The following is a 23,066-nucleotide window of genomic DNA, read 5'->3' as shown; positions in this document are numbered from 1 at the left end:
TCAGCAACGAATTAGCCATCTGTTGAAAGTGTCAGGGATTCCCACTGTTCGATTTCATGATGCAAAGCGGCGAGCTTTTGCCGCACCAACGTTAATGCATCACTGCCTAACAACAAGTGCGCGGGTGGGCTCTGGCTTTCAATCAACGTCAGAATCGCCTGCGCTGCTTTTACGGGATCGCCGGGCTGATTTCCGCTTTTTTCCTGGCGCGCCTGGCGAATGGGGTCAAATAACGTGTCATAGTCCGGGAGGGTGCGGGCACTGCGTGACATTGAGCGACCGGCCCAGTCGGTGCGAAACGAGCCGGGTGCGACCGCGGTGACTTTTACATTAAACGGGGCCAGTTCCTTACCTAAGGTTTCTGATATGCCTTCCAGCGCAAATTTGCTGCCGCAGTAATAGCTGATACCGGGCAGGGTGATAAAACCACCCATTGACGTGATATTGATGATGTGACCGCAGCGTCGCTGACGCATCTCTGGCAGGACGGCTTTTATCATCGCCACTGCGCCAAACACATTTACGTCAAACTGGCGGCGCATTTCTTCCAGCGAGGATTCTTCCAGAATGCCTTCATGACCATAACCAGCATTGTTTACCAGGACATCAACAGGACCAACGGTAGCGACTATCTCCTTAACGGTCTCAGCAATTCGCTCAACGTCTGTCACGTCAAGCAGGCGACCAAATGCCCGCTGCGCATCAAGCGCTTCAAATGCCTGTAATGCGTCAGGGTTGCGCACGGTTCCGATGACCCGATGGCCCGCAAGCAGGGCTTCCTTCGCCAGGGCAAGACCAAAGCCACTACTTACACCGGTGATAAAAATCGTTTTTGCAGATGTCATAATTTATTCCCATGCAGTAAAAGCTGCATGATATTCTCTGCACCGATGGATTTTCAGGCCATATCTTCTGGTTTTATTGCCTGATTTTATGAGGGTGCGATAATGTCCGACATGATTACACGGGTAAAAACACTGGCCGTTCAGGAAGGGTACAACCTTACTGCGCTGCCCGATGTGAGAATTTTGCGCGCCAACCGCCCGCTTGCCAGAACCCCTGTGCTCTATGATCCCGGCCTTGTCATTGTCTGCCAGGGCCGTAAACGCGGTTATTTCGGTCAAAAGACTTATCTGTACGATGAACAGCACTATCTTGCCGTCTCAGTCCCCGTGCCCTTTACCATGGAAACTGACGCATCGGCAGACCATCCGCTACTGGCTATATATATTCATCTGGATTTTCAGCTTGCTGCGGAACTGATGCTGCAGATTGAGCAGCATGGTGCACCGCAACTTTCCGCCGCGCCTGAGAGCATGATATCGAGCCCGATGGATGACACGATAAAAACGGCTGTGTTACGTGTGCTTGACGTGCTGGAGAATCCCGCAGAAGCCGCCATTCTGGGGCACGGGAGGATGCGCGAACTCTATTTTCGTGTATTAACCGGCGCGCAGGGCAACGCAATGCGCGCGGCGCTGGCTTTACAAGGTCAGTTCGGCAAAATCGGCAAAGCCTTACGGCGTATCCATGCTACTTATGCTGATCCTTTAACGCTCACGCAACTGGCGGCGGAAAGCGGTATGAGCGTGCCGACCTTTCATCACCACTTTAAAGCCATAACCCAGCTGCCGCCGATGCAGTATGTAAAATCAGTTCGCCTGCATCAGGCGCGAATGCTGATGGTCCGTCAGCAGCTCACTGCCGCCGCCGCGAGCTACGCCGTTGGCTACGAGAGCCCGTCGCAGTTTAATCGCGAGTTCAAACGGCTGTTTGGCCTGCCACCGGCAGAAGAGATAAAGCGTATGCAACGTAATTTCGCCTTTCCGCCTTTGCAGCAAAACTCTGCATTTGTGTCATCGCACTGAAGCTGTGATGGCATCGCTGACGAGATGCAAAATGAGCAGGTAGAAAACCGCTCTTTTTCTGATTTATCAGTCATATTTAAGCCGTGCTAATACCGGTAGATAACCGTATCATCAATCCGCCCCAGACTATCGAGGCGTTCGTTAACCAGTCTGGCTTCGGGTTTGAAACCGCACTTTAACGCAACAGACTGACTGCGTACGTTACGTCCTGCCGTACGAATTTCGATTCGCTTTGCCTGAAAAAAATCGGCGGCCATGTTTGTGACCAGCTTACAAGCTTCAGACATAATGCCTTTACCCCACATATCAGTGGCGAGCCAGTAGCCGATTTCATAATAAGGAATCGCGCGATTCCTGATAAATAAGCTAATACAGCCTGAGAGGTCATCTGACTGACGATCAATGATTAAAAACTTATATTCAACGTTGTCATTCAGGAAATTCCCGGCCGCCTCCGCCATATTTTTCTCAACAGCATTCAGAGAGTGAAAACCGGGAGACCAGAGCAGGAATTCATGATGAAGGGAACTAAATGCATTCAGTTTTTGCTGCATTTCTTCCGTACGACTCATGTCCGGGGCGATCAGATAAAAGGTTTCATGCTGCCGAAAATTAAGGGGAATATCATCCAGGTACATAACTCATCTCCTGAACTCAGATTAATTTTCTTTCTTATCACAAGCGATGAAGATCTGCATCCGCTTCAGATAACAGGTTGAGCAACCTCCACGCCGGACGCCGCGCCAACAACCCGCTCACAGCGGAAAGACGCTCGCGCATCGCAAAAAACCGCCGCACTATCCTGCATCTACCTCACATAACCGTGCCGCTTCCCCATCCAAATGCGATCTCCGGCCTCACGAATGTTATATAACTGTAAGTATTAATCGAATAACGTTGTCACCTGGCGCGTTAACGCGTTATCTGTTTACTGGAGAAGCCTGCTATGACGCGCGCTGTTTCTTTTTTGGTTGCTGGAGTACTGCTGAGTCCGTTCGCCCATGCGGCCCCGCTTTACTACACGATTTCCACGCCTGACACGGCAATAGGGCTGTCATGGCATGCCTTTGGCGGGATGTCGCATGCGAAACTGACGGGTGTGACCGGCGAGGTGACGCTGAACCCGGCGAATGAGCTGGATAATCATGTCCGGGTCACCATTCCGGTTTCCACGCTAATCGCCTCAAACAATCTGCTGACCTATCAGCTTAAAAGCAGCATGTTTTTTGATGCGCCGCGCTATCCCAATATCGTCTTCACCAGCACCCGCATCGTGGCGCGCGGCAACGGTAAATACCAGCTTTTTGGTGCGTTAGCGGTGAAGGACGTCCAGCGACCGGTGATCCTTGACGCGACGATGGAAGAGCATGATCGCACCGCAGAGACTGGCGACAGGATCTCGCTGCATGCGATGACCACGATCTCGCGCTCGGCCTACCATATGGATCGCTTTACCTCGCTGGTGGATGACAGGGTAACCATTACTATCGATATTCAGGCAGAGGCCAGCCATGTCCCCTGAACGCGCCTGGCTAACTGCCGCGTGGTGGTCAGGCGTTAAGCGCGGTTTTCAGGGCACTGGCGCTGGCGGATAACTCCCCGGCCGGATTGCGGCCAATCAGAACAAACTGGTAGCCGCGGTGATGCCACCACACCAGGCGCATATCATGGCGCTGTTCGCGCTCAAGCCCGGTTGAGGTCGGATGCGCATCGGGGGAAATGCACAGCGCCATCGGGCCATATTCCGCATGGATCCAGGCAATCTGCGCAATTGACGTACTGTCATAGCGTAGCATGCGCACCATTTTTAACTCTGCGTCGGGCAGCGTGAGCTGCTGCGTATTCAAATGCAGACCGATATCCTGTGCCGTGCGGGCCAGGCCATGCTGCAAGGCGGCAGGGGAGTTATCGGCATCCAGCAGGGTTTCTGCGCTGTAGAGCGACATGTACTGCGCTTCAAGATCGCGAATCTTCTCACTCTCACTCAGCGCGGTTTTGCCGGGGCGCGCCAGATAACCCAGTCCCGAGCCGATCAGCAGAAAACTCAGCGAGGCGGCGATCAGTGAACGACGACTGACGCCCGTAGTGGACGTCATTTTGGGTTCAGGCGTGGGGGGAGCTGAGAGCGCATCCAGCTGGCGCCGCATGTTGGCTTCCGGGGCTTTGTCCAGTAACGGCGCAAAGGCCGCCTCAAAGTCGAGCTGGCTTTTCATCAGTTCATCAATGCGCTCAGCCAGATCAGAATCCGTCTCCAGCAGCGCTTCGAGCCTGCGCGCGTCAGCCGGATCCATCTCGCCATCCAGCCAGGCGACCAGGGCTTCGTCGCTGTACGGAGGCGTAAATTGCGACGTGTTCATGAGCGTTTCTCCTTTGCGGCATCCCTATCATCAAACGACCTGGCCAGCGCCGAACGCGCGGTGGCCAGCCTGCTCATGATGGTGCCGACAGGCACGGCCAGCGTCTCTGCGGCTTCCTGGTAGGTAAAGCCTTCTACATAGACCAGAAACACGGTATTACGCTGGGCTTCCGGTAGCGCACTGACGCGCTGCATGATTTTCTGAAAATGCAGGCGTTTTTCATCACGTTCCTGCGCGTCCGGGGCCAGCAGTTCGTCACTGTCAACAAAGCCCTGTCCCAGCCGCACGCGGCGGGCGCGCAGATCAGAAATCCAGATGGAGTGAAGGATCGTGAACAGCCAGCGATCGATGCGCGTGCCGGGCGTATACTGCGCGCTCTTTTCGAGCGCGCGAACGCAGGTCGACTGTACCAGCTCTTCGGCAACGTCGTGGTTTCGGGACAGCACCAGGCCGTAGCGCCACAGGCGCGTCAGATGGGCAGCAAGCTGCTGACGAACTTCGCTGGTCGTAATATCACTGTCCTCGCATTGCGTATCAGGATTCCGGATGGCCAGCAATGGCGGCCTGCAAATCACGATACTCCTCGCAGCCCGTTCCGCACAGGCGGGCGAGAGTATTTAACTGCGCTTTCGCCAGGTCGGGACGACCTTTAATCAGCCACGCTTCGCCGAGATATTCACGTACTTTGGCATAGCGTGGATTGAGCGCCAGCGAACGCTGATAATACCCGATACCTTCATCGGTTCGCCCGAGTTTTCGGGTGGCATAGCCGCGGTAATTCCAGGCCTCGGCGGTGTCAGGCTGTTTCAGCTTGTCCAGCAGCGTCAGCGCGGCCTGGTACTCGCCTTTTTTCGCCAGATGATAGGCATAACGGGTTTTGTCTTCGTCAGTCAGACGCGCCGATTTATCGGGGACGCACTGTTTACGCTTGCTGTCATAAACCTGCCCATGCGGACAGTCCGGGATCGTACTGTTGGTGCTGTCATCCCCTGCGGCCAGCGCGGGTGCGGTGTGGATAACCAGCAGCAGCGCCGGAACCCATAGTTTACGGCCTGTATTATGCAGTATCGATGCAATGTTTTTCATGGCAGAGCTCCAGTTAACAGAACGGGCGAACGGGCAGCATGCGACGCAGCACGTTATCGCGGAAAACAAAGTGATGAAGCAGGTCGGCCAGGGCATGAAACGCGGCCAGAACGATCAGCGCCCAGGCGATGGTGTTATGCCATTCCCTCAATGAATGTTTAAACAGGGGATCGACATGGACCCGCCCGCTCAGCCCGAAGAGGCCGAAAAAGTGAAACGGCTCCTGCTGTGCCCAGCGGAACAGAAAGCCCAATACAACCTGCGTGAACAGCAACAGACAGCGCGCGCCGTGCACGCAGTGAGACAGAATGGATGCCGGACGGGATATCGACGCCGCAGGCAGGGCATAACGCAGCGAGCATTGACTCATCACCCGCCAGACCGGACGAACCACCATCACCATCACCAGCGCCAGCAAAATACCGCAGGACATGTGCACTGACTGTAAGCCTTTCCTGAGCGGCGTGCCGCGCTCCAGCCATTGCCAGATGTGGGCGCTGGCGAATAAAAAGAGGAGGCTGGCGGCGGTGATCCAATGCAGCGCCAGAGTCAGCCGGTCATCGTGCTGTCGGGGCTTTACGGGTTGAGCATGAATCATGACGTGGGTTCTCTCGTTCAGGTTTCTGCTGAGTAAACGTGCGTCCTGCGATTTCTATTCACTCTTTTTTTCGCAACCCGTTGGCAGGGTCCGCCTTGCTCAAAAGCGTGGACAGAATGCGGCGAAGCCGATTGACGAAACCCTGTTGATGTTTTAATGATGTAAGACTGCTTACAGGCGGCAGTGAAAAGCGAATCCGACTCTTGAGGCGCGCGTAACGATGACGATACCGGTATGTATTCCCGACGATTATCAACTGGCTACGGCAGGACTGGACTGCCTGAAACGCCATCCGGCCTTTCACTGTACCGCCGTTGGGGATATCCATTGCGATCCCGCCACCGCTGAAGCGCTGGCAAGTGCTCAGGCCCTGATCCTGATTCGCGAGCGCACCACCATTGACGAGGCGTTCTTACAGCGCACGCCCCAACTGAAGCTGATCAGCCAGACCGGCAAGATCGCCCGCAATATCGATCTTGCAGCCTGTTCCCGGGCTGGCGTGGCGGTGGTGGAAGGCGTGGGTTCGCCCGTTGCGCCGGCAGAGCTGACATGGCTGTTAATCATGGCGGCCCGAAGGAAGTTCGTACAGGCCGTTAACGCTATGCGTGCCGGACACTGGCAGGCAGAACTGGGGCAGGGTGTACACAAACAGACGTTAGGGATTCTGGGCTACGGCAAAATCGGCAAGCGTATTGCGGCTTACGCCCGCGCGTTTGGCATGCAGGTGCAGATTTGGGGCAGCGATCGCGCCCGACAGGAAGCGCAGCAAGAAGGCTTAATCGTGCCAGCCAGCCGTGAGGCGTTTTTTGCGACCAGCGATGTGATCACTGTTCATCAGCGGCTGGTGGCCGCCACCGAGGGAAACATCACGCTGAGCGACCTGGTGCAGATGAAGCCCGATGCGTTGTTTGTGAACACCAGCCGGGCAGAGCTGGTGGCAGAGGGCGCCCTGCTGAGCGCGCTCCGGCAGGGCCGTCCAGGATTTGCCGCACTGGATGTCTTTGAGGCAGAGCCCCTTTACGAGCCGGCGCATCCAGTGTTATCGATGCCCAACGTACTTTGCACGCCCCACATCGGCTATGTTGAAAAGGACAGTTACACGCTTTATTTCCGCACCGCGTTTGACAATGTGGTGCGTTTTTTCCAGGGTGACACAAGCCACGTGATCAACCCTGAGGCGCTGGATTAAACGCAATTTGCTGCGCTAAACCGTTACGTGGACGCAGTGTCAATACGTGCGGGTGTTCAGGGAAAAGATAACACGTTTAAGAAAGCTAAACAGAAAGCCGGAAAGTGATAAAGCCATCCGCTGATCCGTTTAACTATCGCCAGGTTTGTCATCGATTCCACTCGTATTCACGGCTCACATACCCGAGCGCGGTAGGAAATGTTTTAATGGCCTGAAGCTGAAGCGTCGCGTTTACTGAGCCAGCCGTTATCTGCCTGCTCCACTTTAAATACCCCAGGTGACGTCACTCACCCTCGCGAATAAGGCATAAAAAAATGAAGATGGAAAATATCCCTTTTGGCACAACCGACTGGTCACAGATCGAGGAAGAACGCCATGAAGGTGAATGCGGCTTCGCGCTCTGGCGTGTGGCAAAGTTTGGCGCTATCCGGGTCAGAATGGTTGAGTACTCTCCGGGTTATGTCGCCGATCACTGGTGTTTAAAAGGTCACATTCTTCTGTGCCTGAAAGGCGAAATGACCACGGAACTGGACGATGGACGAGTGTTTGTCTTGACGCCTGGCATGAGCTATCAGGTGGCGGACAATGCCGAAGCGCATCGCTCGACGACAATGCAGGGCGCAACGCTGTTTATCGTTGATTGAAGGGAGGTAGGGTGATTTTCTTGTTGTACGCCAGTAAAGGGGGAAGCGCGTTTTTTAAACGTGAGACCGGTTGTTGAAATAATGCGCCAGAACCCGGCATGGAGCACAACAGGTGATGGCCTGCGTCATTAATCATGTGCTGAGTCAGACAAACAATATAAACAGGTCTGAAATATCGTGATGATTTCATCAGACGAAAATGAAAAGGACTATCATGTTCTACCTGTCAGAAATAAATAAAGATGACGCTGCGTTAGCCTGCCTGGTAAGTGAACTTGATGCGTTTCAACGCGCGCTTTATCCTGCAGAAAGTCATCATTGCCTGGACCTTTCCCCCGTCAGTAATAAGAAACTGCGCTGCGTCATTGCGCGTGATGCTAATGGGCTGCCCGCTGGTTGTGGCACTTTACTTCTTCAGGACGGCAACGTAGGCGAAATTAAACGGGTTTACATTCGTCCAGAATATCGGGGGCGCCAACTCGGCGAGCAAATTCTGGCCTCACTTGAAAAATTCGCGTCAGAGAACAGCTGTTATCAGCTACGCCTTGAAACCGGCATTCATCAACAGCCCGCTATAGCGCTGTATCGTCGATGCGGCTACAGGCTTTGTGAGGCTTTCCCTCCCTATATCAGCGATCCTTTAAGCGTGTATATGTGCAAGGACCTGTAGAAGTACGGCTTACACTTCATCTCTCCGCTTTTATAACGCGCGGTGACATCTTGAGCGTTTGTCGAGGGAACGGCGTTGCAACTGAGGGTAAATAATTCAGGGAAGACGGTGCAGTAACCGATTTGTAACCCCGCCATGTTTGCCTGTAAAGGTGGTCGTTCCCCTCTGCCGGGGTAATATCTGCTGCTCTGGCACTGTATCTAATACAAGGTTCGCGAGGAAGGTGTCGCTTGTCTGACGCATAAATGTTTGTGCGGTGGCAGAAGCGGACGTTTCTGACCTGCTTATGTAGTTGTTTGGGGCGCGCAGTCTGCTCACCCTGTCCCGGTTGCCTTGCTCACCCTCGCTCTGCGTCTATGCTTTTTCATTTAAGCTTTACAGGTAAAGTAAAATGCTTCCTTCTTCCGATCCTCAGATGTTGCTGCTGCTCTACTTTGTTTTGCCTGTCTGGCTTATTGCTGGGTTTGCGGACTGGCTTTGTCACAGAGCCACTGATATCGAAACCACCACCGGTCTGAAAGAAACCTATATTCATATTCTGATGTTTCTGGAGATGGGCCTGCCCTTACTCGCGGCCCTCTTTTTAGAGGTAAACGCGTTAGTCATTGCGTTTATGATAGTGCTGTTTTTCTGCCATGAGGCAACAGCGCTGTGGGATGTGACTTATGCTGTGACCGCCAGGCGGGTCTCACCGGTTGAGCAGCATGTGCACAGTTTTTTGGAAATGCTACCTTTAGTGGCGCTTCTGCTGGTGGTTTCCCGTCACTGGCCGCAGTTTTTGGCACTGTTTGGTTTCGGTGAAGAATCTGCACGATTTGAACTTAAACTCAGAGCAGACCCGTTGCCAGGCCACTATATCGTGGCTGTGCTTACAGGAATAGTGGTGCTTGAATTGCTGCCTTACCTTGAAGAGTACTGGCGCGGCAAAAAAGCAAAACAGCGCACACGAAACATCTGACCTGCCATCTGATACATCAGTCGTCCTGATGCACTAAGCGGCGTCCGCTCAGACGCTTAAAGCCGTCGTTTGTTTAATCCTGCCTTGTCGGTATCCGGGGTGCCGATAAGCGTGGCGCAACCGTTATGACGCTGACGTGTTTCGTTGCGCTTCAGGGGGAATTTCACTGGGGTTCATGTGGGGTGCAAAGAGGAGCGGGAAGTCACAGTGTAAGGAAGATGAGCAGCAATGCGCGCGCTTTATGTTTGAAAAATGCCCGGCCAGCACGGGAGTCAAGGTGCTCATACCGCTATTGATGACGATGCCGCACGGAGTCTTGATGTAGTCAAATCTGGAAGCGTAATGCGCCCACAGGGAGGGATTCACATGCTGGTGCTGTACAGCGGGGGCAGGCGCCTGGCGCAAGCAGAGACAATGCCGTGTCATCGTCAGCCACGGCAGGCTTCGGTGTACCCGACTGTCAGCGAATGCTGCCGGTCCGGAAATGGCGACTAACGCAAATGATAAGAATAGTCCGCCCGGTGAGCCGGTAATGTCTGTTTATTCAGTCCGGTCCAGGGCGTCTTCTGACCGTGAAGAAACACACTACAGGATCGGACAGGCCGGAGGCAGGAAAGGGCAGGGGAAGTCAGGTGCGGGGGCTGTCTGGCAGACATTATGCCTGTAAAAAAAAGCCCGTCGGCATAAACGCGACGGGCCAGCCCGAAGGCGATAAGTATCTTTCTGACAACAACCACATCATCACATCAGAGTTAACTCGCACTTCATGACAGGCATATTTCAGCCCGCGTCAGGTTTCGGCTTCTCCGTTGTTTCTTTTGCGGCCTGACGGGAAAGACAGTGAATAAAGTTTCCCAGTATGGCGACTGAACTGACGATACCCAGCAGATCTGCCGTGAGCAGCAAATCAGTACGCGCCAGGCGATCAATAAGACCGGACTGTGCCAGAAAGGGCTCAATGTCCTTAACCATTCGCAGCAGATGATGGAGATTGTTGGCAAAGGTATCCGGGCTGCTGTAGTCACCACTTTTCAGTTGCGTAAAAAGTACATCAACATCTGCTTTTAGTCTCAGGACGAGAGTCATGTACTCGATGTCATCCTTTTCAGACACGGAATGCCTCCACCATGCTGCGCAGGGCATGCGCCTGCTCAGAGAGGGAGCGGGATGCCGACGATGACTCCTCGACCAGCGCCGCGTTGTTCTGCGTCACGCCGTCCATCTGGCTCACCGCCACGCTGACCTGCGAAATCCCCTGCATCTGCTCCGACGAGGCCAGCGCAATCGTGTCCATGGATTCAGCCAGTTCACCGACCATATCCACGATTTTCAGGATGCTCTGCCCGGTGCCAGTGGCAACCTCCACGCCGCTTTCCACCTGGCTCACGGCCTGTTCAATCAGGGCCTTGATGTCCTTCGCTGCCGTGGCGCTGCGCTGCGCCAGCGTACGGACCTCACCGGCCACCACGGCGAAGCCGCGACCTTCCTCCCCGGCGCGCGCCGCTTCAACGGCGGCGTTCAGCGCCAGGATATTGGTCTGGAACGCGATGCTCTCAATCACCGATGTAATATCCCGGACCTTCAGCGCACTTGCCTGAATGTTATGCATCGTCTCCGTCATGTCAGTGACCTTTGCCTTGTCGGCGTCGACCGTGCGCGCGGTTTCGCGGGCGGACTCCGCAGTCTGCTGCGCACCGGCAGTATTGCTCTTCACTGTGGCGGTCAGCTGCTCCATGCTGGCGGCGGTTTCCTGCAGCGCGGCGGCCTGTTCTTCGGTGCGGGATGACAGTTCGGTGTTCCCCTGAGCAATTTCGTCGGCGGCCAGGGCCACGGAGGCGGCGGCATCCTTGATCTGCGATACCAGGCCGCGCAGGTTGGCCTGCATGCTGTCCAGCGAGGCCAGCAGGCTGGTTGTGTCGTTGCGGCGAAGGGCGACGGGGGTGGTCAGGTCACCTGCGGCGATGCTGGCAGCCAGCGTCTGCGCCTGAGCGGGCTCACCGCCGAGCTGACGCATCAGTACCCGGATAATCACCAGGCAGGCGCCTGTCCCCACGAGCACAGAGGCTGTAGCGAACACTATCAGCATAAGAGAAGAGCGTGCGGCTGAGGCGCTGCTTTCTTTTACGGCGCTCTGGCTGTTGTGTTGCTGTATATCCGTCATGTCGCTGAGAGCACTGAGCAGCTTGTTTTGTACAGGCCGGACATTATTGATAAGGAAGGCAGCTGTCTCTCTGTCGTGGTTAGCGACCGCCATCTGGGCGGCCTCATCAAGAATTTTAAACGTGGGTGGGCTCGTGTCAGAAATACGCTTCATCGCCTCCCGGCCAGCCGGCGTAGAATCGGACTGCATTATGTCGCTCAGCGCCTGCTGGTTGGCCATAAACAGATCCTTTTGCTTTTGCAGGCGAGCCAGCTCAGGTTTCATTGCGTCAGGCGTGCTGAGGAGGGCGATATTTCTGACCGCCACGCCCATGTCCCGCACACTGGTGAACATCGCCTGGGCAAGCTGGTATTTCTTCATCTTTATGTTGACGGTGTCCTCCATACGATCGCGCGCGGTATAGAGCGCATGAACGCCAATTCCTGAGCAAAAAATAAACAGAACGATGAGCAGGCCGAAGCCTGCGGCAAGGCGGGTTGATATTTTCATCGGTTTTTCTCGTTATGTAGAGTAGCGCTGGTGTGTATTAGTCTTTTCAAAACGTAAAGTAAAATCGTGAACATTTTATATTTATTTGATCATTAGTGCTTATTTTGTGCCAAAAAAGATAAGAAAGATCTGAAATTTTGAGAGGCTGATCCCTTTCTGACCGGTAATCTGGCTTTTCGCGCTGACAGTTACAGTGGTGCTACGCTGTCGATGAGGCCGTGCAACCATGAAGTGACGAGTCAATCATCCCGCACGTCTGACAACAAAAGCCCACCGGCATGAACAACGGCGGGCCAGGCAAAGACGATGTACTTTTTTCTGGCAACGATCATGCCACGCAGCGCCGTGAACTCGCTCTGGGTGACAGAGGTCTTTCAGACTGAGTCAACGTCACCCGGGTCTTTTGGCGACTGTCTGGCGTGACGAGCCAGACAGTCCATAAAGTTCCCGATTATCTCCACGGCATGTGTGATGGCCAGCAGGTCCGCCATCAGCATGACATCCGTATGCAGCAGCATCTCCGTGACGCCGGGCTTGCTGAGCATGGGTTTCATCTCTTTTACTTTGTCTATCAGGTACCCCCCAGTTGTTAACGAAGGTATCCGGACTGGCGTAACGACCGCTTCTGAGCTGCGTTAATATGACGTCAACATCAGCCTTCATCGCCCTGATGGCAGCCACACAGGACTGTTCATCCTGCGGCGAGGGGGAAGATAAATCATGGTCAGACACGGAACGCCTCCACCATGCCGCGCAGGGCGTGCGCCTGCTCAGAGAGGGAGCGGGATGCCGACGATGACTCCTCGACCAGCGCCGCGTTGTTCTGCGTCACGCCGTCCATCTGGCTCACCGCCACGCTGACCTGCGAAATCCCCTGCATCTGCTCCGACGAGGCCAGCGCAATCGTGTCCATGGATTCGGCCAGTTCACCGACCATATCCACGATTTTCAGGATGCTCTGCCCGGTGCCAGTGGCAACCTCCACGCCGCTTTCCACCTGGCTCACGGCCTGTTCAATCAGGGCCTTGATGTCCTTCGCTGCCGTGGCGCTGCGCTGCGCCAGCGTACGGACCTCACCGGCCACCACGGCGAAGCCGCGACCTTCCTCACCGGCGCGCGCCGCTTCAACGGCGGCGTTCAGCGCCAGGATATTGGTCTGGAACGCAATGCTCTCAATCACCGACGTAATATCCCGGACCTTCAGCGCACTTGCCTGAATGTTATGCATCGTCTCCGTCATGTCAGTGACCTTTGCCTTGTCGGCGTCGACCGTCCGCGCGGTCTCGCGGGCAGACTCCGCAGTCTGCTGCGCACCGGCAGTATTGCTCTTCACCGTGGCGGTCAGCTGCTCCATGCTGGCGGCGGTTTCCTGCAGCGCGGCGGCCTGTTCTTCGGTGCGGGAAGAGAGTTCTGTATTACCTTTGGCGATTTCGTCGGCGGCCAGGGCCACGGAGGCGGCGGCATCCTTGATCTGCGACACCAGGCCGCGCAGGTTGGCCTGCATGCTGTCCAGCGAGGCCAGCAGGCTGGTTGTGTCGTTGCGGCGAAGGGCGACGGGGGTGGTCAGGTCACCTGCGGCGATGCTGGCAGCCAGCGTCTGCGCCTGAGCGGGCTCACCGCCCAGCTGACGCATCAGCAGCCGGGTAATGAAAACACCGGTGCCTGCCGCAACAAGCACGGATGCGACAGCGAGCAACATCAGGATGAGTGAGGCATGTGCGATGGCGGCACTGTTTTGTTCTCCGGATGTGACGCTGACCTTCTTCTGTATTTTTACCAGGTCAGTAAGGGCGCTGAGCATCCTGTCCTGAACCGGATTGACCTCTTTTGCAAGATAGTCAATAAAGGCCTTGTCCTGATTGGCGAGTCCGAGCTGTCTGGCATTTTCAAAAACGGTAAAAAAAGCGTTCTGAGCGTCGTTCAGTCTTTTCAGCGCTTCCTGACCCGCTGGCGTTGAGTCTGCTTCCATGATCTGATGCATTTCTGCAAGGCTGGTCAGAAAGTCGGCTTTACTCTTCTGCATGAGTACATCAGCAGGTTTCATGTCTTCAGGAGCGCTGAGCAGGCCGAGTGTCCTCACCGAGATGGCCATGTCTTTCAGTTCACTGAGCATGAGGGTGGCAAGCTGGCTTTTTTTCATTTTGTAACGAACAACATCATCCAGGCTTTCACGCGCTTTAATCAGGGCATGAAGCGCAGTGCCAGTACATAGGGCAGACAGGAGGATAAGAAGGCCGAAACCGGCAGCAAGGCGGGTGGAAATTTTCATGCGCTCTCTCTGTTAAGTTTTTATTTTGTTGTGTTTTTAGTTACTAACCACAATTTACTATCGGCACACCGCTCCGCTTGCTCCACACTTGTTTTGTTAAATTAATATTTCACTTTCCACCCGCAGCCCTCTGACACAGGACTGAGCGAACGTCGCTGGGCGGCGTGCTGTAACGGATCACGCCTTCGCCTGACGCTGTGCTCTTTAACCCTTCTGCGTCCGTTTTCCGGGGACTGAACCCTCTCTGTACGTTAATGCCTGTGCCACATTTGGCGCGTCGAAAATGTTGGCGCACTGTAGGCTGAACGCTCTCCTGCTCCCCGCCAGCGTCTGACAGGCTGTCTGGCCGGACACCGGAAGCGCCGTGAAGCGTAAGCGCTCTTCCTGCCTGCACGCCCTTTGATACAGCCCATAAAACAAGCAAAATCCAGTCCATATTTTGTCTCATCGCGCGTTAACACATATTCACCGATGACCAGGCCCGGTTTTGGACCCGTAGTAGAGGCAGTAAAGGGTATGATGCGCAATTCAGTCCGAGCCCGGCAAAATGGGATGTTGTGTTGAGTAGTGGGCACACTCCCCGGAAGCCAACCAGAAAGTGTGCGATGAAACTGAAGGGTGCAGTGGTGATTTTAAAGGCGCGAAGAGGCATCCAGCCGGATCTGCAGACGGCTTATGTTTTCGGTTATCTCCGCGGTTCTGTCGGCCAGCTCGCGGATTTCGCTGGCAATAACAGAAAACCCTCGTCCCTGCACGCCGGCTCTGGCGGCCTCAATGCTGGCATTCAGTGAGATGAGTTTGATCTGAGCGGCAATATTGGCATTTTCAGAGACTAAATCAGCGATCTCACTGACAGAGGCTGATGCCTCATCTCTTCGCTGGCGTTCATGCTCAGCCTGAACCTCCTGGTCTTTCAGCGTCTGTATATCGATCAGCGCCCCGACCGCCCGCAAAGGTATACCCTCTTTGTCCCGTCGGGTCTGCCCACGTGCACGGAACCACCGGTAATTGCCGTTTTTGAGTTTAACGCGGTATTCAACGTCATAACCTGTTGCGCCCGAATGGTCGTTAAGGTGTTTGATAAAGGCATCCAGCGTGTGCTGACTGTCGTCGGGATGGAGACGGGAAGCCCAGCTGTCAATCACATCAGGAAACTCTTCAACGGTTTCGAATCCAAGCAGTTTTCTGAACTGTGGGGACCACCAGAAAACGTTATTCGGATGTAAAGGGTCACCATTGATGATCTGCAGGTCCCAGAGCCCGTCATTCAGCATTTCACGCGACAGGTTGAAGCGGGTCATGACAATGTCATATTCGCTTTCGTGCGCCACGTCCTCACTGATGTTCAGCAACGTACCTGTCAGCCTCTGGTTATGGCCGTCAGCGCCGCGCTCACGTTTAACGGCTACCTGAAACCATTCGTAGCTGCCGCCTGCCGTCATAAAACGGCATTTATGGGTCACACCGGAAGCGGCAGATGGCTGAACGGTTCGTAAAAGCTGTCTGAAATGACTTTTGTCTTCATCATGAACAAGCGAGCAAAGCGCCGAGAGAGTCAGGATATTGTTGCCCCCTTGCGGCAAACTAAACGGCGTGGCAGATGAAATCCAGAGCGGAGTGCTGTCGGTGATGTCTTTCCCCTCACAGACCCACAAGAACTCTGGCAGCAGAGTCAAAAAACTGTCCAGACGATCGGATAACGTCCCGCATGGCGGCGCTTCTTCGACGGGCACTTCCTGACGTGGCGGTAAAATGACTTCTGGCGCGGGCGGGGATTTCCTGAATAATTTGCCTAACATAACTGCTCCCTGTGATTAAAATTAATTACAGACAGGTTATCGGCCATGTTGCAGGATGCATAAGTCAGCTAAATGATTAAATTTTCTACTGTTTAGCCGGGCAGCTTTGTCTGCAGATCATGTATGCTAACGCCTGAATGAGGCTTTTTTTCGCGGGCCGGTCTCTTACAACGCAGAGAAGGGAAACGGGGCAGGCCTTATAATCACAGACCGCCGCCAAAAAATATTCGCGCCTGGCAGACGCAATACAGCCGATAAATCTGACCACATCAACCGCGATATTTCGCCAGTCTTTTGCTTTTGCCGTCTTACCCATCATTTACCCCTGGTTATTACAGGCCCACGTGAAGTAGGTTATCCACTCCGCCATCATCGCCAACAGGAAACCCGGATGAAAAACGTTTTCGCGCTGTTGTTTGGTCTTGCAACACTTATCCCGTTGAAGGCTTCGGCTGACAATACATTTGTGTTTTTCCGTCATGGCGAAAAGCCCGACAACGCCAGCGGGCAACTGACCTGCAAAGGGCTGAATCGCGCCCTGAAACTGCCGAGGGTATTGCTCAGCCGCTACGGCAATCCCGATGCGCTTTATGCCTCGGCACCAAAAGAGGATAAAACCGGCAGTTCACTGCGCCCGCTTTCAACCCTTATTCCTCTGGCGGTACAGGTTTCTCAACCCGTCATACTGCGTTTTCACGCCGACAAGCCCAATAAGCTGGTCGCGGATCTGCTGGCAGAAAAAGCGGTGCCTCTGACGTTTATCTCATGGGAACACAAAAATCTGGTGACCGCTGCGCGCAGGCTGGTTGAAAAAACGGGTGGGGATGCCGGGCAGGTGCCGGACTGGTCAGCAACCGATTTCGATTCTGTCTATGTGGTGAAAATTGACGACAATCAGCATTTTAAATCCTTTAAACAGGATGCCGAGGGACTGAATGGCGTTTCATCTGACTGTCCTGACCGGTAGAAATGAATGCGCAGGTGGTTTGACATGAAAGCCTGTAACGAAGCCGCTAAAAGACAGCGATGCCTGATGGCTGAGAAACGGGAAAGGGGAGAGCTGAGAGCGGCGCGTTGAGCATGAAAGAGGCCAGCATCTGCATCTGGCCTCTGTCGGGGTCAGACCCTGAACGTTTCCACAATCGCCTGGAGCGCATGCGCCTGATCAGACAGACCGTGAGACGCGGTGGAAGATTCCTCAACCAGGGCCGCGTTATTTTGCGTGACGCCATCCATCTGACTGACAGCGATGCTGACCTGCGAAATACCCTGCATCTGCTCAGTCGATGCCAGTGAAATCTCATCCATGGCGGACGCCAGTGAGCCGACCATACCGACAATCTTCAGAATACTTTCCCCCGTTCCCTGTGCGACGCCCACGCCGCTTTCCACCTGCGTAACCGCCTGCTCAATGAGCTGCTTGATGTCACGGGCTGCCGTCGCACTGCGCTGCGCCAGTGTTCTGACCTCCCCCGCAACGACCGCAAAACCCCGGCCATCTTCACCGGCGCGCGCGGCTTCTACGGCGGCATTGAGCGCCAGAATATTAGTCTGGAAGGCGATGCTTTCAATCACGGCGATGATGTCGCGAACTTTAAGCGCACTGGCCGAAATCGTGTGCATAGTATCCGACATTTTCTGCACGTCAGTTTCCCCCTTACGTGCCAGCAATGCGGTCTCACGGGCAGACTCGGCGGTCTTCTGCGCACTGGCGGCATTGTTTTTCACCGTTGTCGTCAGCTCCTCCATACTGGCGGCCGTTTCCTGTAACGCGGCGGCCTGCTGTTCGGTTCGGGAAGACAGCTCGGTATTGCCTCGTGAGATTTCATCGGCCGCCAGCGAGACGGAAGCGGATGAGGCTTTAATCTGCGATACCAGGTCACGCAGGTTGTCCTGCATGCCTGCCAGTGAGGCCATCAGGCTGAAAGCATCATCGCGGCGAAGTTTAACCGGCGTACTCAGATCGCCGGCGGCAATGGCGGCGGCCAGCGCCTGTGCCTGGGCGGGTTCTGCGCCCAATTGTTTCTTGATACGGCGCGTAATCAGCCAGCTCATGACAAAGCCCAGAGCGATAAACACCACGGTGAGTACGCTCAGCGACAGGAACACGCCTGCGAGCCCCGTTTCGGTCTTCACTGCCGTACCGCCGGTCACACGATCCTGATAAGCCACCATATCGCTGACGGCTGAGCGGTAGTTCGCCAGGTCCGCCAGTAGCGCGTTGTCGATATGTTCACGGAAGGCATTGCCGTCCTGTTGCAGGGCTCGCGTCGCACTGGCCTTGAAAGACGGCGATGACGTTTCGATTTTTTTCAAAAAGTCAGAGGCTTCATCCACTTCGCTGAGATTAATACCCGGAATGGTACGCGCTCCGTTAATCAGCGTGCGGAAGTGGGCGGTGGTGTCATCACTGTTTTGTTGTAATGCCGCAAATTTTGCAGCGATATCCTGTATGGATGCGTGCCTGTCACCCGAGGATGCCGCCAGAAGCAGCGTAGTTTGCTGTGCAACGTTGTCCTTAATGGTCTGTAAGGTGCGTAAATCATTCAGTCGGGCCACCGTCAGCTTCTGCTGATCTCTGACCGTACTGAGCTTGATACCGGCAAAAAGGGTAATACACACGCCGAGCATGATGACGGTCAGGAAAGCCGCGTTGAGCATCATGTTGAGTGACATTTTTCCTGGTCTGAACATAAGGTTCTCCATAAGAATTGTTTCCGATAATGCTGCAAAAAGGTTATCGGCAGGCCCGGCCAGACAAGGAATAATTTACATAGTCAGTCTCTGTCTTTACAAAACCTACCTGCGTGCCGGCTTGTTCAGGATGAAGCAAGGTAGCGGTAGCACCGCGTTTTTGCTGCGGGGACAAGCCAGTCTGCCGTGACGGTGTCCCTCGTCTTCCCGGGGCGTTTGTCAGTGACACGCCACGCAGGACGAAAAAATTTCGCCCCAGCCCGATCATCACGGTCAATGCGCCGCCTGGCTGCGGCTCTTCAGCTGCCTGTCAGCAAGGCAGGGCAGGGGCTTAGCGGGGATCATGCGAGGTGATTCGCAACTGAAAAGCATAAATCACTACGGTTCGCTTGTTTAATGCCGATAACACGATCACAGCGCAAGTGCTGGCAGAAGAATGAAAGGCAAAACGTCCGGCGTTTCCCGACGTGCAGCAATATGATGCGGCCGTCTCACGGCGGCTCAACCTTTCATGACTGACTGAAAGAGAGGGTGACGGCAGACATTCCGCCAGCGCGCCTTTTTCAGATATGAAACCTCGTCATTTTATGAGGACTTAACGACTAATCGATCACCCATAACGGCCGGATGAAAACACGCGGCAGGTTGCAGACACCTGAATGAACACGAAAAGAAAAAATGCGACATTGCATACCTGCTTTAAGAAACGGCTTCAGGCCGGTGAATTTACGCCTTATTTTCAGCCGATTGTGTCGCTCGAGGATGAGCGGGTAGTCGGCTTTGAAATGCTGGCCCGCCGCGTTTTACCGGACGGGCTTATTATCCCGCCCGATCAATTCATTCCCGAAATGGAACGTCAGGGCCTGCTGAATGAACTGACCGCCGTCCTGTTAACTCAGGGCATTCTGACCGCAGGCACCTGGCCCGAACAGCAGTTTTTATCGGTTAATGTTTCGCCTTCCCAACTGAAGGGCCGTCATCTGCCTGACATCATCAAGCACGTGGCAAATCAGTACGCCTTCAGTTTGCCCAGGCTCAAGATAGAAATCACCGAAACGGCCCTGATAGATGATGTGGATTCTGCGCGTGCGCAGATTGATTACCTTTCAGAGATGGGCTGCATGATTGCAATGGATGACTTTGGCACCGGCTTCTCAAGCCTGGCCTGGCTCATTCAGCTTCCTGCCACCACACTCAAAATCGACAGCAGTTTCATTCGCTCAATGCTGCACCAAAAGGACAGTCGCAAGATTGTTTCCAGCGTTGTCGGCCTGGGACGCAGCCTGGATATGGATGTGATCGCCGAAGGGGTTGAAACAGAGGAAGAAGCGGAAATGCTGCGTAAGATAGGCTGCACCTATGCGCAGGGCTATTTATTCGGCAAGCCGCTGACCGCAGATGAGACGCATGCGTTGTTACTCACCCGACCGGGCAAAAAATTTCATCGCAGGGTACAACGCATGTCTCTCGATCAGCGTGCGCATCAGATCTCGTCCATGTACGCTGCGCCCGGGACCTCCATCTGTTTCCTCAACACGGATCTCCGGATCGTGGATGCCAGTGAGACCTTCGCCGAACGCGTCTGCTGGGAGCTGGACGATCTCATCGACCGTTATATCTATGAAGTCATCCCTTCGGAGGCGGATAAACTGTTATGGCTTCAGGACTTCCGCGAAAAAGGGCTGCCTTACCCGCCTTATGAAGTGACGCTGCCGGGCGGTCGAATTGATCTGGTTATCATTACCCGGGTGGAAGATGAAGCCAAAGACTTGCTGGGCTTCTGTGTGTTCGGTATCGACATCAGTAGCCGGATGGGCACAGAACACCCTGTGGAACAGGATTTTTCCGCTAAACAGCAGGGCGCGGAAAGTAAGATATTGCCGGGACGTTCAAAACCCAGCTGAATGGGCACGCTGCCGCATCGTAAAAACCTGCGCCCCCGCAGGCACCTCATCGGATGGGGCAGGCCGGAGATCACTTACCTGCTGTCATCTCTCTGCCTGATAGCGTTGTGCACGTTTATGTCTGCACACCGGTCTGACCCGCCAGACCGGCTCAGCACCGAAGGAAAAAACCGTTAGCACACAGGCAGGATCAGTGTATTGCCTGAATCTGTATTGACAGAGTAAGCATCCGGCAGTCTGTAATTAAAGCCCGGCGGGAACGGGCCACAAGCGCGAATACTGCCATGATAAATTAACACGCAGAAAGGTAATATAAGCCAGGCCGTGATAATCCCCTGCCGGGCATAATGCGCAACCTGTGAAAAATAAACACGATTTTCTGTCAGACATAAGGAATTCATGTTTTCGGATACCGTCTGTAATTAATCTGTTCAGGTTTACGGCATTGCTGTGCATTAAATCAGCAGGCGGCTTCGCTTTTCTCCTTTGTAACTTCCGTTCACATAATCACCTTCTCAGATAAGTCATTGTAAAAAAAGTCTAAGTTATTTTTATTTGAATTAATTTTCACGATGAGCAGCAATTTTATTTATCTCAGTTACGCTTTTAAGACTGATTTAAAAAGAACATGAAGGCAAATCTTAACCACGAAGGAGAAATGTATCGCAGGTCATTCCAGAGGGAATCTGTCATTATTCCGCCGTAGTTAAATTTGTCGGAAATATCCGAAAACATTGCGCAACCCTAATTATTTTAAAAACAGGGCAGGCAATCACGCTTTTTAGTCACGCGTATTTTAAGCGAACGGCCTCTTTCCACAGCGAACGCACGATTAGCGTCAGGCTGATTAACCAGCCCAGAAAATCCGATGCCGCTCGCCGTCCCGGTCAGGGCCGGTGGGCGCCAAATCATCCATGACCCGAGGGGAAAAATATGAAAGCAGTCGTTTATAACGGACCATACGATGTGTCAGTAAAAGACGTGCCCGATGCCAAAATTGAGCGTCCCACGGATGTTCTGGTTCGTATCACCACCACCAATATTTGCGGATCTGATCTTCATATGTACGAAGGGCGTACCAGCTTCGAACAGGGCCGTATCCTGGGCCATGAAAATCTGGGGCAGGTGGTAGAGATCGGCAGCGGTGTGGAGCGCGTGAAAGTCGGAGATTATGTCTGCCTGCCTTTCAACGTCGGCTGCGGATTCTGCGAAAACTGTGAAAAAGGGCTGACAGGCTTCTGCCTGACGACCAATCCAGGCACGGCAGGGGCGGCGTACGGCTTTGCCGAAATGGGGCCCTGGTCTGGTGGTCAGGCAGAATTATTGCGCGTACCCTTTGCCGATTTTAACTGCCTGGTGCTGCCACCCGATGCGGTTGAAAAGGAAGACGATTACGTCATGCTGTCTGATATTTTTCCCACCGGCTGGCATGCCACTGAACTGGCGGGGCTCAAACCCGGTGAAAGTGTGGCTATCTATGGCGCTGGGCCGGTAGGACTGATGGCGGCGCATTCGGCGATTATCAAGGGTGCCTCCGAAGTGTACGTCGTGGACACGCACGCCGACAGGCTGGCGCTGGCTGAAAAACTCGGTGCCATTGCCATTAATGCCACCGGGGCCGATGCGGTAAATAAAATCCTCGACCTGACGGATGGCCGGGGCACCGATTGTGGCTGCGAATGTGTGGGATATCAGTGCTGTAACAAACATGGGGTTGAAGATAACGCCGACACCATGAACAGCCTGGTGGCCTCCACCAAAGCGACGGGCGGCATTGGCGTGGTGGGCGTGTTTGTGCCACAGGATCCCGGTGCTGCCACCGATCTGGCGAAAGAAGGTAAAATGCCTTTCGACTTCGGCAGCTTCTGGTTTAAAGGCCAGTCTGTCCGCACTGGTCAGGCAAACGTCAAAGCCTATAACCGCCAGCTGGCGCGTCTGATCGCGCAGGACAAAGCGAAGCCGGGACAAATCATTTCCCACCGACTACAGCTGACAGAAGCCGCAGAGGGCTATAAACATTTTGACAACCGCGACAGCGGGTGGACAAAAGTGATTTTAAAACCCTGAATAATTCGCAGTTAACCGGGCCGCCGCAGTCTGGGATCTCGTCTGAGTACGGGGGACCGGACTGTTGGCGGTTAAAGACGGCCCCTGTGGTTAGCTGACTGACCGATGACGTTTTATCTCAACAGCATGGCTGGCAAAGTACGAGGCCGCCTCGCCTTCACCGTGCCAGCGTAAGTCACAGCCCATACCTGCTGTGGAAAGGTCTGGTACAGAGCGGCGTTTATAACGCGAGAGAAACGTGAATATAATCGTTTGGCATCCGAAAGTGTGCACCGAAAAAACGCGGGTCTGTTATATGATGGCGCTACGTCAT

The 23,066-nt window shown here is 54.3% G+C and carries 21 protein-coding genes; 9 read left to right on the top strand and 12 right to left on the bottom strand.

Annotation, left to right across the window (positions count from 1 at the left end; translation table 11 throughout):
* Positions 1-11: 11 nt before the first annotated feature.
* On the bottom strand, positions 12-845 hold the full coding sequence (locus tag GC090_RS12395) for an oxidoreductase (protein WP_324019944.1): 834 nt from the start codon (positions 843-845) through the stop codon (positions 12-14).
* A 102-nt stretch (positions 846-947) separates the two neighbouring features.
* Here GC090_RS12395 and GC090_RS12390 point away from each other — a divergent pair, with 102 nt between their 5' ends.
* Entirely contained in the window at positions 948-1,868 is a 921-nt protein-coding gene (locus tag GC090_RS12390) for an AraC family transcriptional regulator (protein WP_054633979.1), read from the top strand.
* Positions 1,869-1,954: 86 nt separating this feature from the next.
* Here the strand turns inward: GC090_RS12390 and GC090_RS12385 are convergent, their stop codons facing one another.
* Positions 1,955-2,506 carry a GNAT family N-acetyltransferase gene (locus GC090_RS12385; protein WP_033738408.1) on the bottom strand — a complete coding sequence of 184 codons (552 nt, stop codon included), beginning with the start codon at positions 2,504-2,506 and terminating at the stop codon, positions 1,955-1,957.
* 308 nt (positions 2,507-2,814) lie between these two features.
* On the opposite strand from GC090_RS12385, the gene GC090_RS12380 reads away from it, so the two are divergent.
* Positions 2,815-3,390 (top strand): YceI family protein, encoded by a 576-nt coding sequence (locus GC090_RS12380; protein WP_324019940.1) that lies wholly within the window; start codon positions 2,815-2,817, stop codon positions 3,388-3,390.
* A 28-nt stretch (positions 3,391-3,418) separates the two neighbouring features.
* On the opposite strand, the gene GC090_RS12375 is transcribed toward GC090_RS12380, so the two are convergent.
* Genes GC090_RS12375 through GC090_RS12360 form a run of 4 tightly spaced genes read right to left on the bottom strand, consistent with a single transcriptional unit; the run spans position 3,419 to position 5,909 of the window.
* Positions 3,419-4,225, bottom strand: a complete 807-nt coding sequence (locus tag GC090_RS12375; protein ID WP_058702771.1) for an anti-sigma factor family protein — start codon at positions 4,223-4,225, stop codon at positions 3,419-3,421.
* Positions 4,222-4,779, bottom strand: a complete 558-nt coding sequence (locus GC090_RS12370) for a sigma-70 family RNA polymerase sigma factor (RefSeq protein WP_033738459.1) — start codon at positions 4,777-4,779, stop codon at positions 4,222-4,224. Before GC090_RS12370 ends, GC090_RS12375 begins: the two co-directional genes overlap by 4 nt.
* Positions 4,760-5,311 (bottom strand): tetratricopeptide repeat protein, encoded by a 552-nt coding sequence (locus GC090_RS12365; protein ID WP_054633976.1) that lies wholly within the window; start codon positions 5,309-5,311, stop codon positions 4,760-4,762. Before GC090_RS12365 ends, GC090_RS12370 begins: the two co-directional genes overlap by 20 nt.
* Positions 5,312-5,324: 13 nt before the next feature.
* Entirely contained in the window at positions 5,325-5,909 is a 585-nt protein-coding gene (locus GC090_RS12360; protein ID WP_324019937.1) for a cytochrome b, read from the bottom strand.
* Positions 5,910-6,129: 220 nt separating this feature from the next.
* On the opposite strand from GC090_RS12360, the gene GC090_RS12355 reads away from it, so the two are divergent.
* From GC090_RS12355 to GC090_RS12340, 4 genes are all read left to right on the top strand, one after another.
* Positions 6,130-7,098 (top strand): D-2-hydroxyacid dehydrogenase family protein, encoded by a 969-nt coding sequence (locus GC090_RS12355; protein WP_324019935.1) that lies wholly within the window; start codon positions 6,130-6,132, stop codon positions 7,096-7,098.
* Between the two features lie 314 nt (positions 7,099-7,412).
* Complete coding sequence (locus GC090_RS12350; protein WP_162286869.1) at positions 7,413-7,742, top strand: DHCW motif cupin fold protein; 330 nt, start codon at positions 7,413-7,415, stop codon at positions 7,740-7,742.
* Between the two features lie 214 nt (positions 7,743-7,956).
* Positions 7,957-8,412: a GNAT family N-acetyltransferase gene (locus tag GC090_RS12345; RefSeq protein WP_324019932.1), complete on the top strand. Its 456-nt coding sequence runs from the start codon at positions 7,957-7,959 to the stop codon at positions 8,410-8,412.
* 391 nt (positions 8,413-8,803) lie between these two features.
* Complete coding sequence (locus tag GC090_RS12340) at positions 8,804-9,370, top strand: hypothetical protein (RefSeq protein ID WP_039340829.1); 567 nt, start codon at positions 8,804-8,806, stop codon at positions 9,368-9,370.
* Between the two features lie 780 nt (positions 9,371-10,150).
* Here GC090_RS12340 and GC090_RS12335 read toward each other — a convergent pair.
* From GC090_RS12335 to GC090_RS12315, 5 genes are all read right to left on the bottom strand, one after another.
* Positions 10,151-10,456, bottom strand: a complete 306-nt coding sequence (locus tag GC090_RS12335; RefSeq protein WP_133745163.1) for a hypothetical protein — start codon at positions 10,454-10,456, stop codon at positions 10,151-10,153.
* Between the two features lie 19 nt (positions 10,457-10,475).
* Positions 10,476-12,020, bottom strand: coding sequence for a methyl-accepting chemotaxis protein (locus GC090_RS12330; RefSeq protein WP_324019930.1), 1,545 nt, complete (start codon positions 12,018-12,020; stop codon positions 10,476-10,478).
* 374 nt (positions 12,021-12,394) lie between these two features.
* A complete protein-coding gene (locus tag GC090_RS12325) occupies positions 12,395-12,574 on the bottom strand; it encodes a hypothetical protein (protein ID WP_324019929.1) in 180 nt (59 codons plus the stop codon).
* A 170-nt stretch (positions 12,575-12,744) separates the two neighbouring features.
* A complete protein-coding gene (locus GC090_RS12320; protein WP_324019928.1) occupies positions 12,745-14,289 on the bottom strand; it encodes a methyl-accepting chemotaxis protein in 1,545 nt (514 codons plus the stop codon).
* 632 nt (positions 14,290-14,921) lie between these two features.
* On the bottom strand, positions 14,922-16,088 hold the full coding sequence (locus GC090_RS12315) for a methyl-accepting chemotaxis protein (RefSeq protein WP_324019926.1): 1,167 nt from the start codon (positions 16,086-16,088) through the stop codon (positions 14,922-14,924).
* Between the two features lie 391 nt (positions 16,089-16,479).
* On the opposite strand from GC090_RS12315, the gene GC090_RS12310 reads away from it, so the two are divergent.
* Positions 16,480-17,055 (top strand): histidine phosphatase family protein, encoded by a 576-nt coding sequence (locus tag GC090_RS12310; protein ID WP_324019925.1) that lies wholly within the window; start codon positions 16,480-16,482, stop codon positions 17,053-17,055.
* 152 nt (positions 17,056-17,207) lie between these two features.
* On the opposite strand, the gene GC090_RS12305 is transcribed toward GC090_RS12310, so the two are convergent.
* Positions 17,208-18,782 (bottom strand): methyl-accepting chemotaxis protein, encoded by a 1,575-nt coding sequence (locus tag GC090_RS12305; protein ID WP_324019924.1) that lies wholly within the window; start codon positions 18,780-18,782, stop codon positions 17,208-17,210.
* A gap of 659 nt (positions 18,783-19,441) precedes the next feature.
* On the opposite strand from GC090_RS12305, the gene GC090_RS12300 reads away from it, so the two are divergent.
* Together GC090_RS12300 and GC090_RS12295 are read left to right on the top strand one after the other, a co-directional pair.
* Positions 19,442-20,686: a sensor domain-containing phosphodiesterase gene (locus GC090_RS12300; RefSeq protein ID WP_324019923.1), complete on the top strand. Its 1,245-nt coding sequence runs from the start codon at positions 19,442-19,444 to the stop codon at positions 20,684-20,686.
* A gap of 933 nt (positions 20,687-21,619) precedes the next feature.
* On the top strand, positions 21,620-22,753 hold the full coding sequence (locus GC090_RS12295) for a glutathione-independent formaldehyde dehydrogenase (protein WP_033741031.1): 1,134 nt from the start codon (positions 21,620-21,622) through the stop codon (positions 22,751-22,753).
* Positions 22,754-23,066: the final 313 nt, after the last annotated feature.

Source organism: Pantoea sp. JZ29 (genome assembly GCF_035190385.1).
GTDB lineage: Bacteria > Pseudomonadota > Gammaproteobacteria > Enterobacterales > Enterobacteriaceae > Pantoea > Pantoea stewartii.
This window is presented reverse-complemented; position numbering and strand designations above follow the sequence as displayed.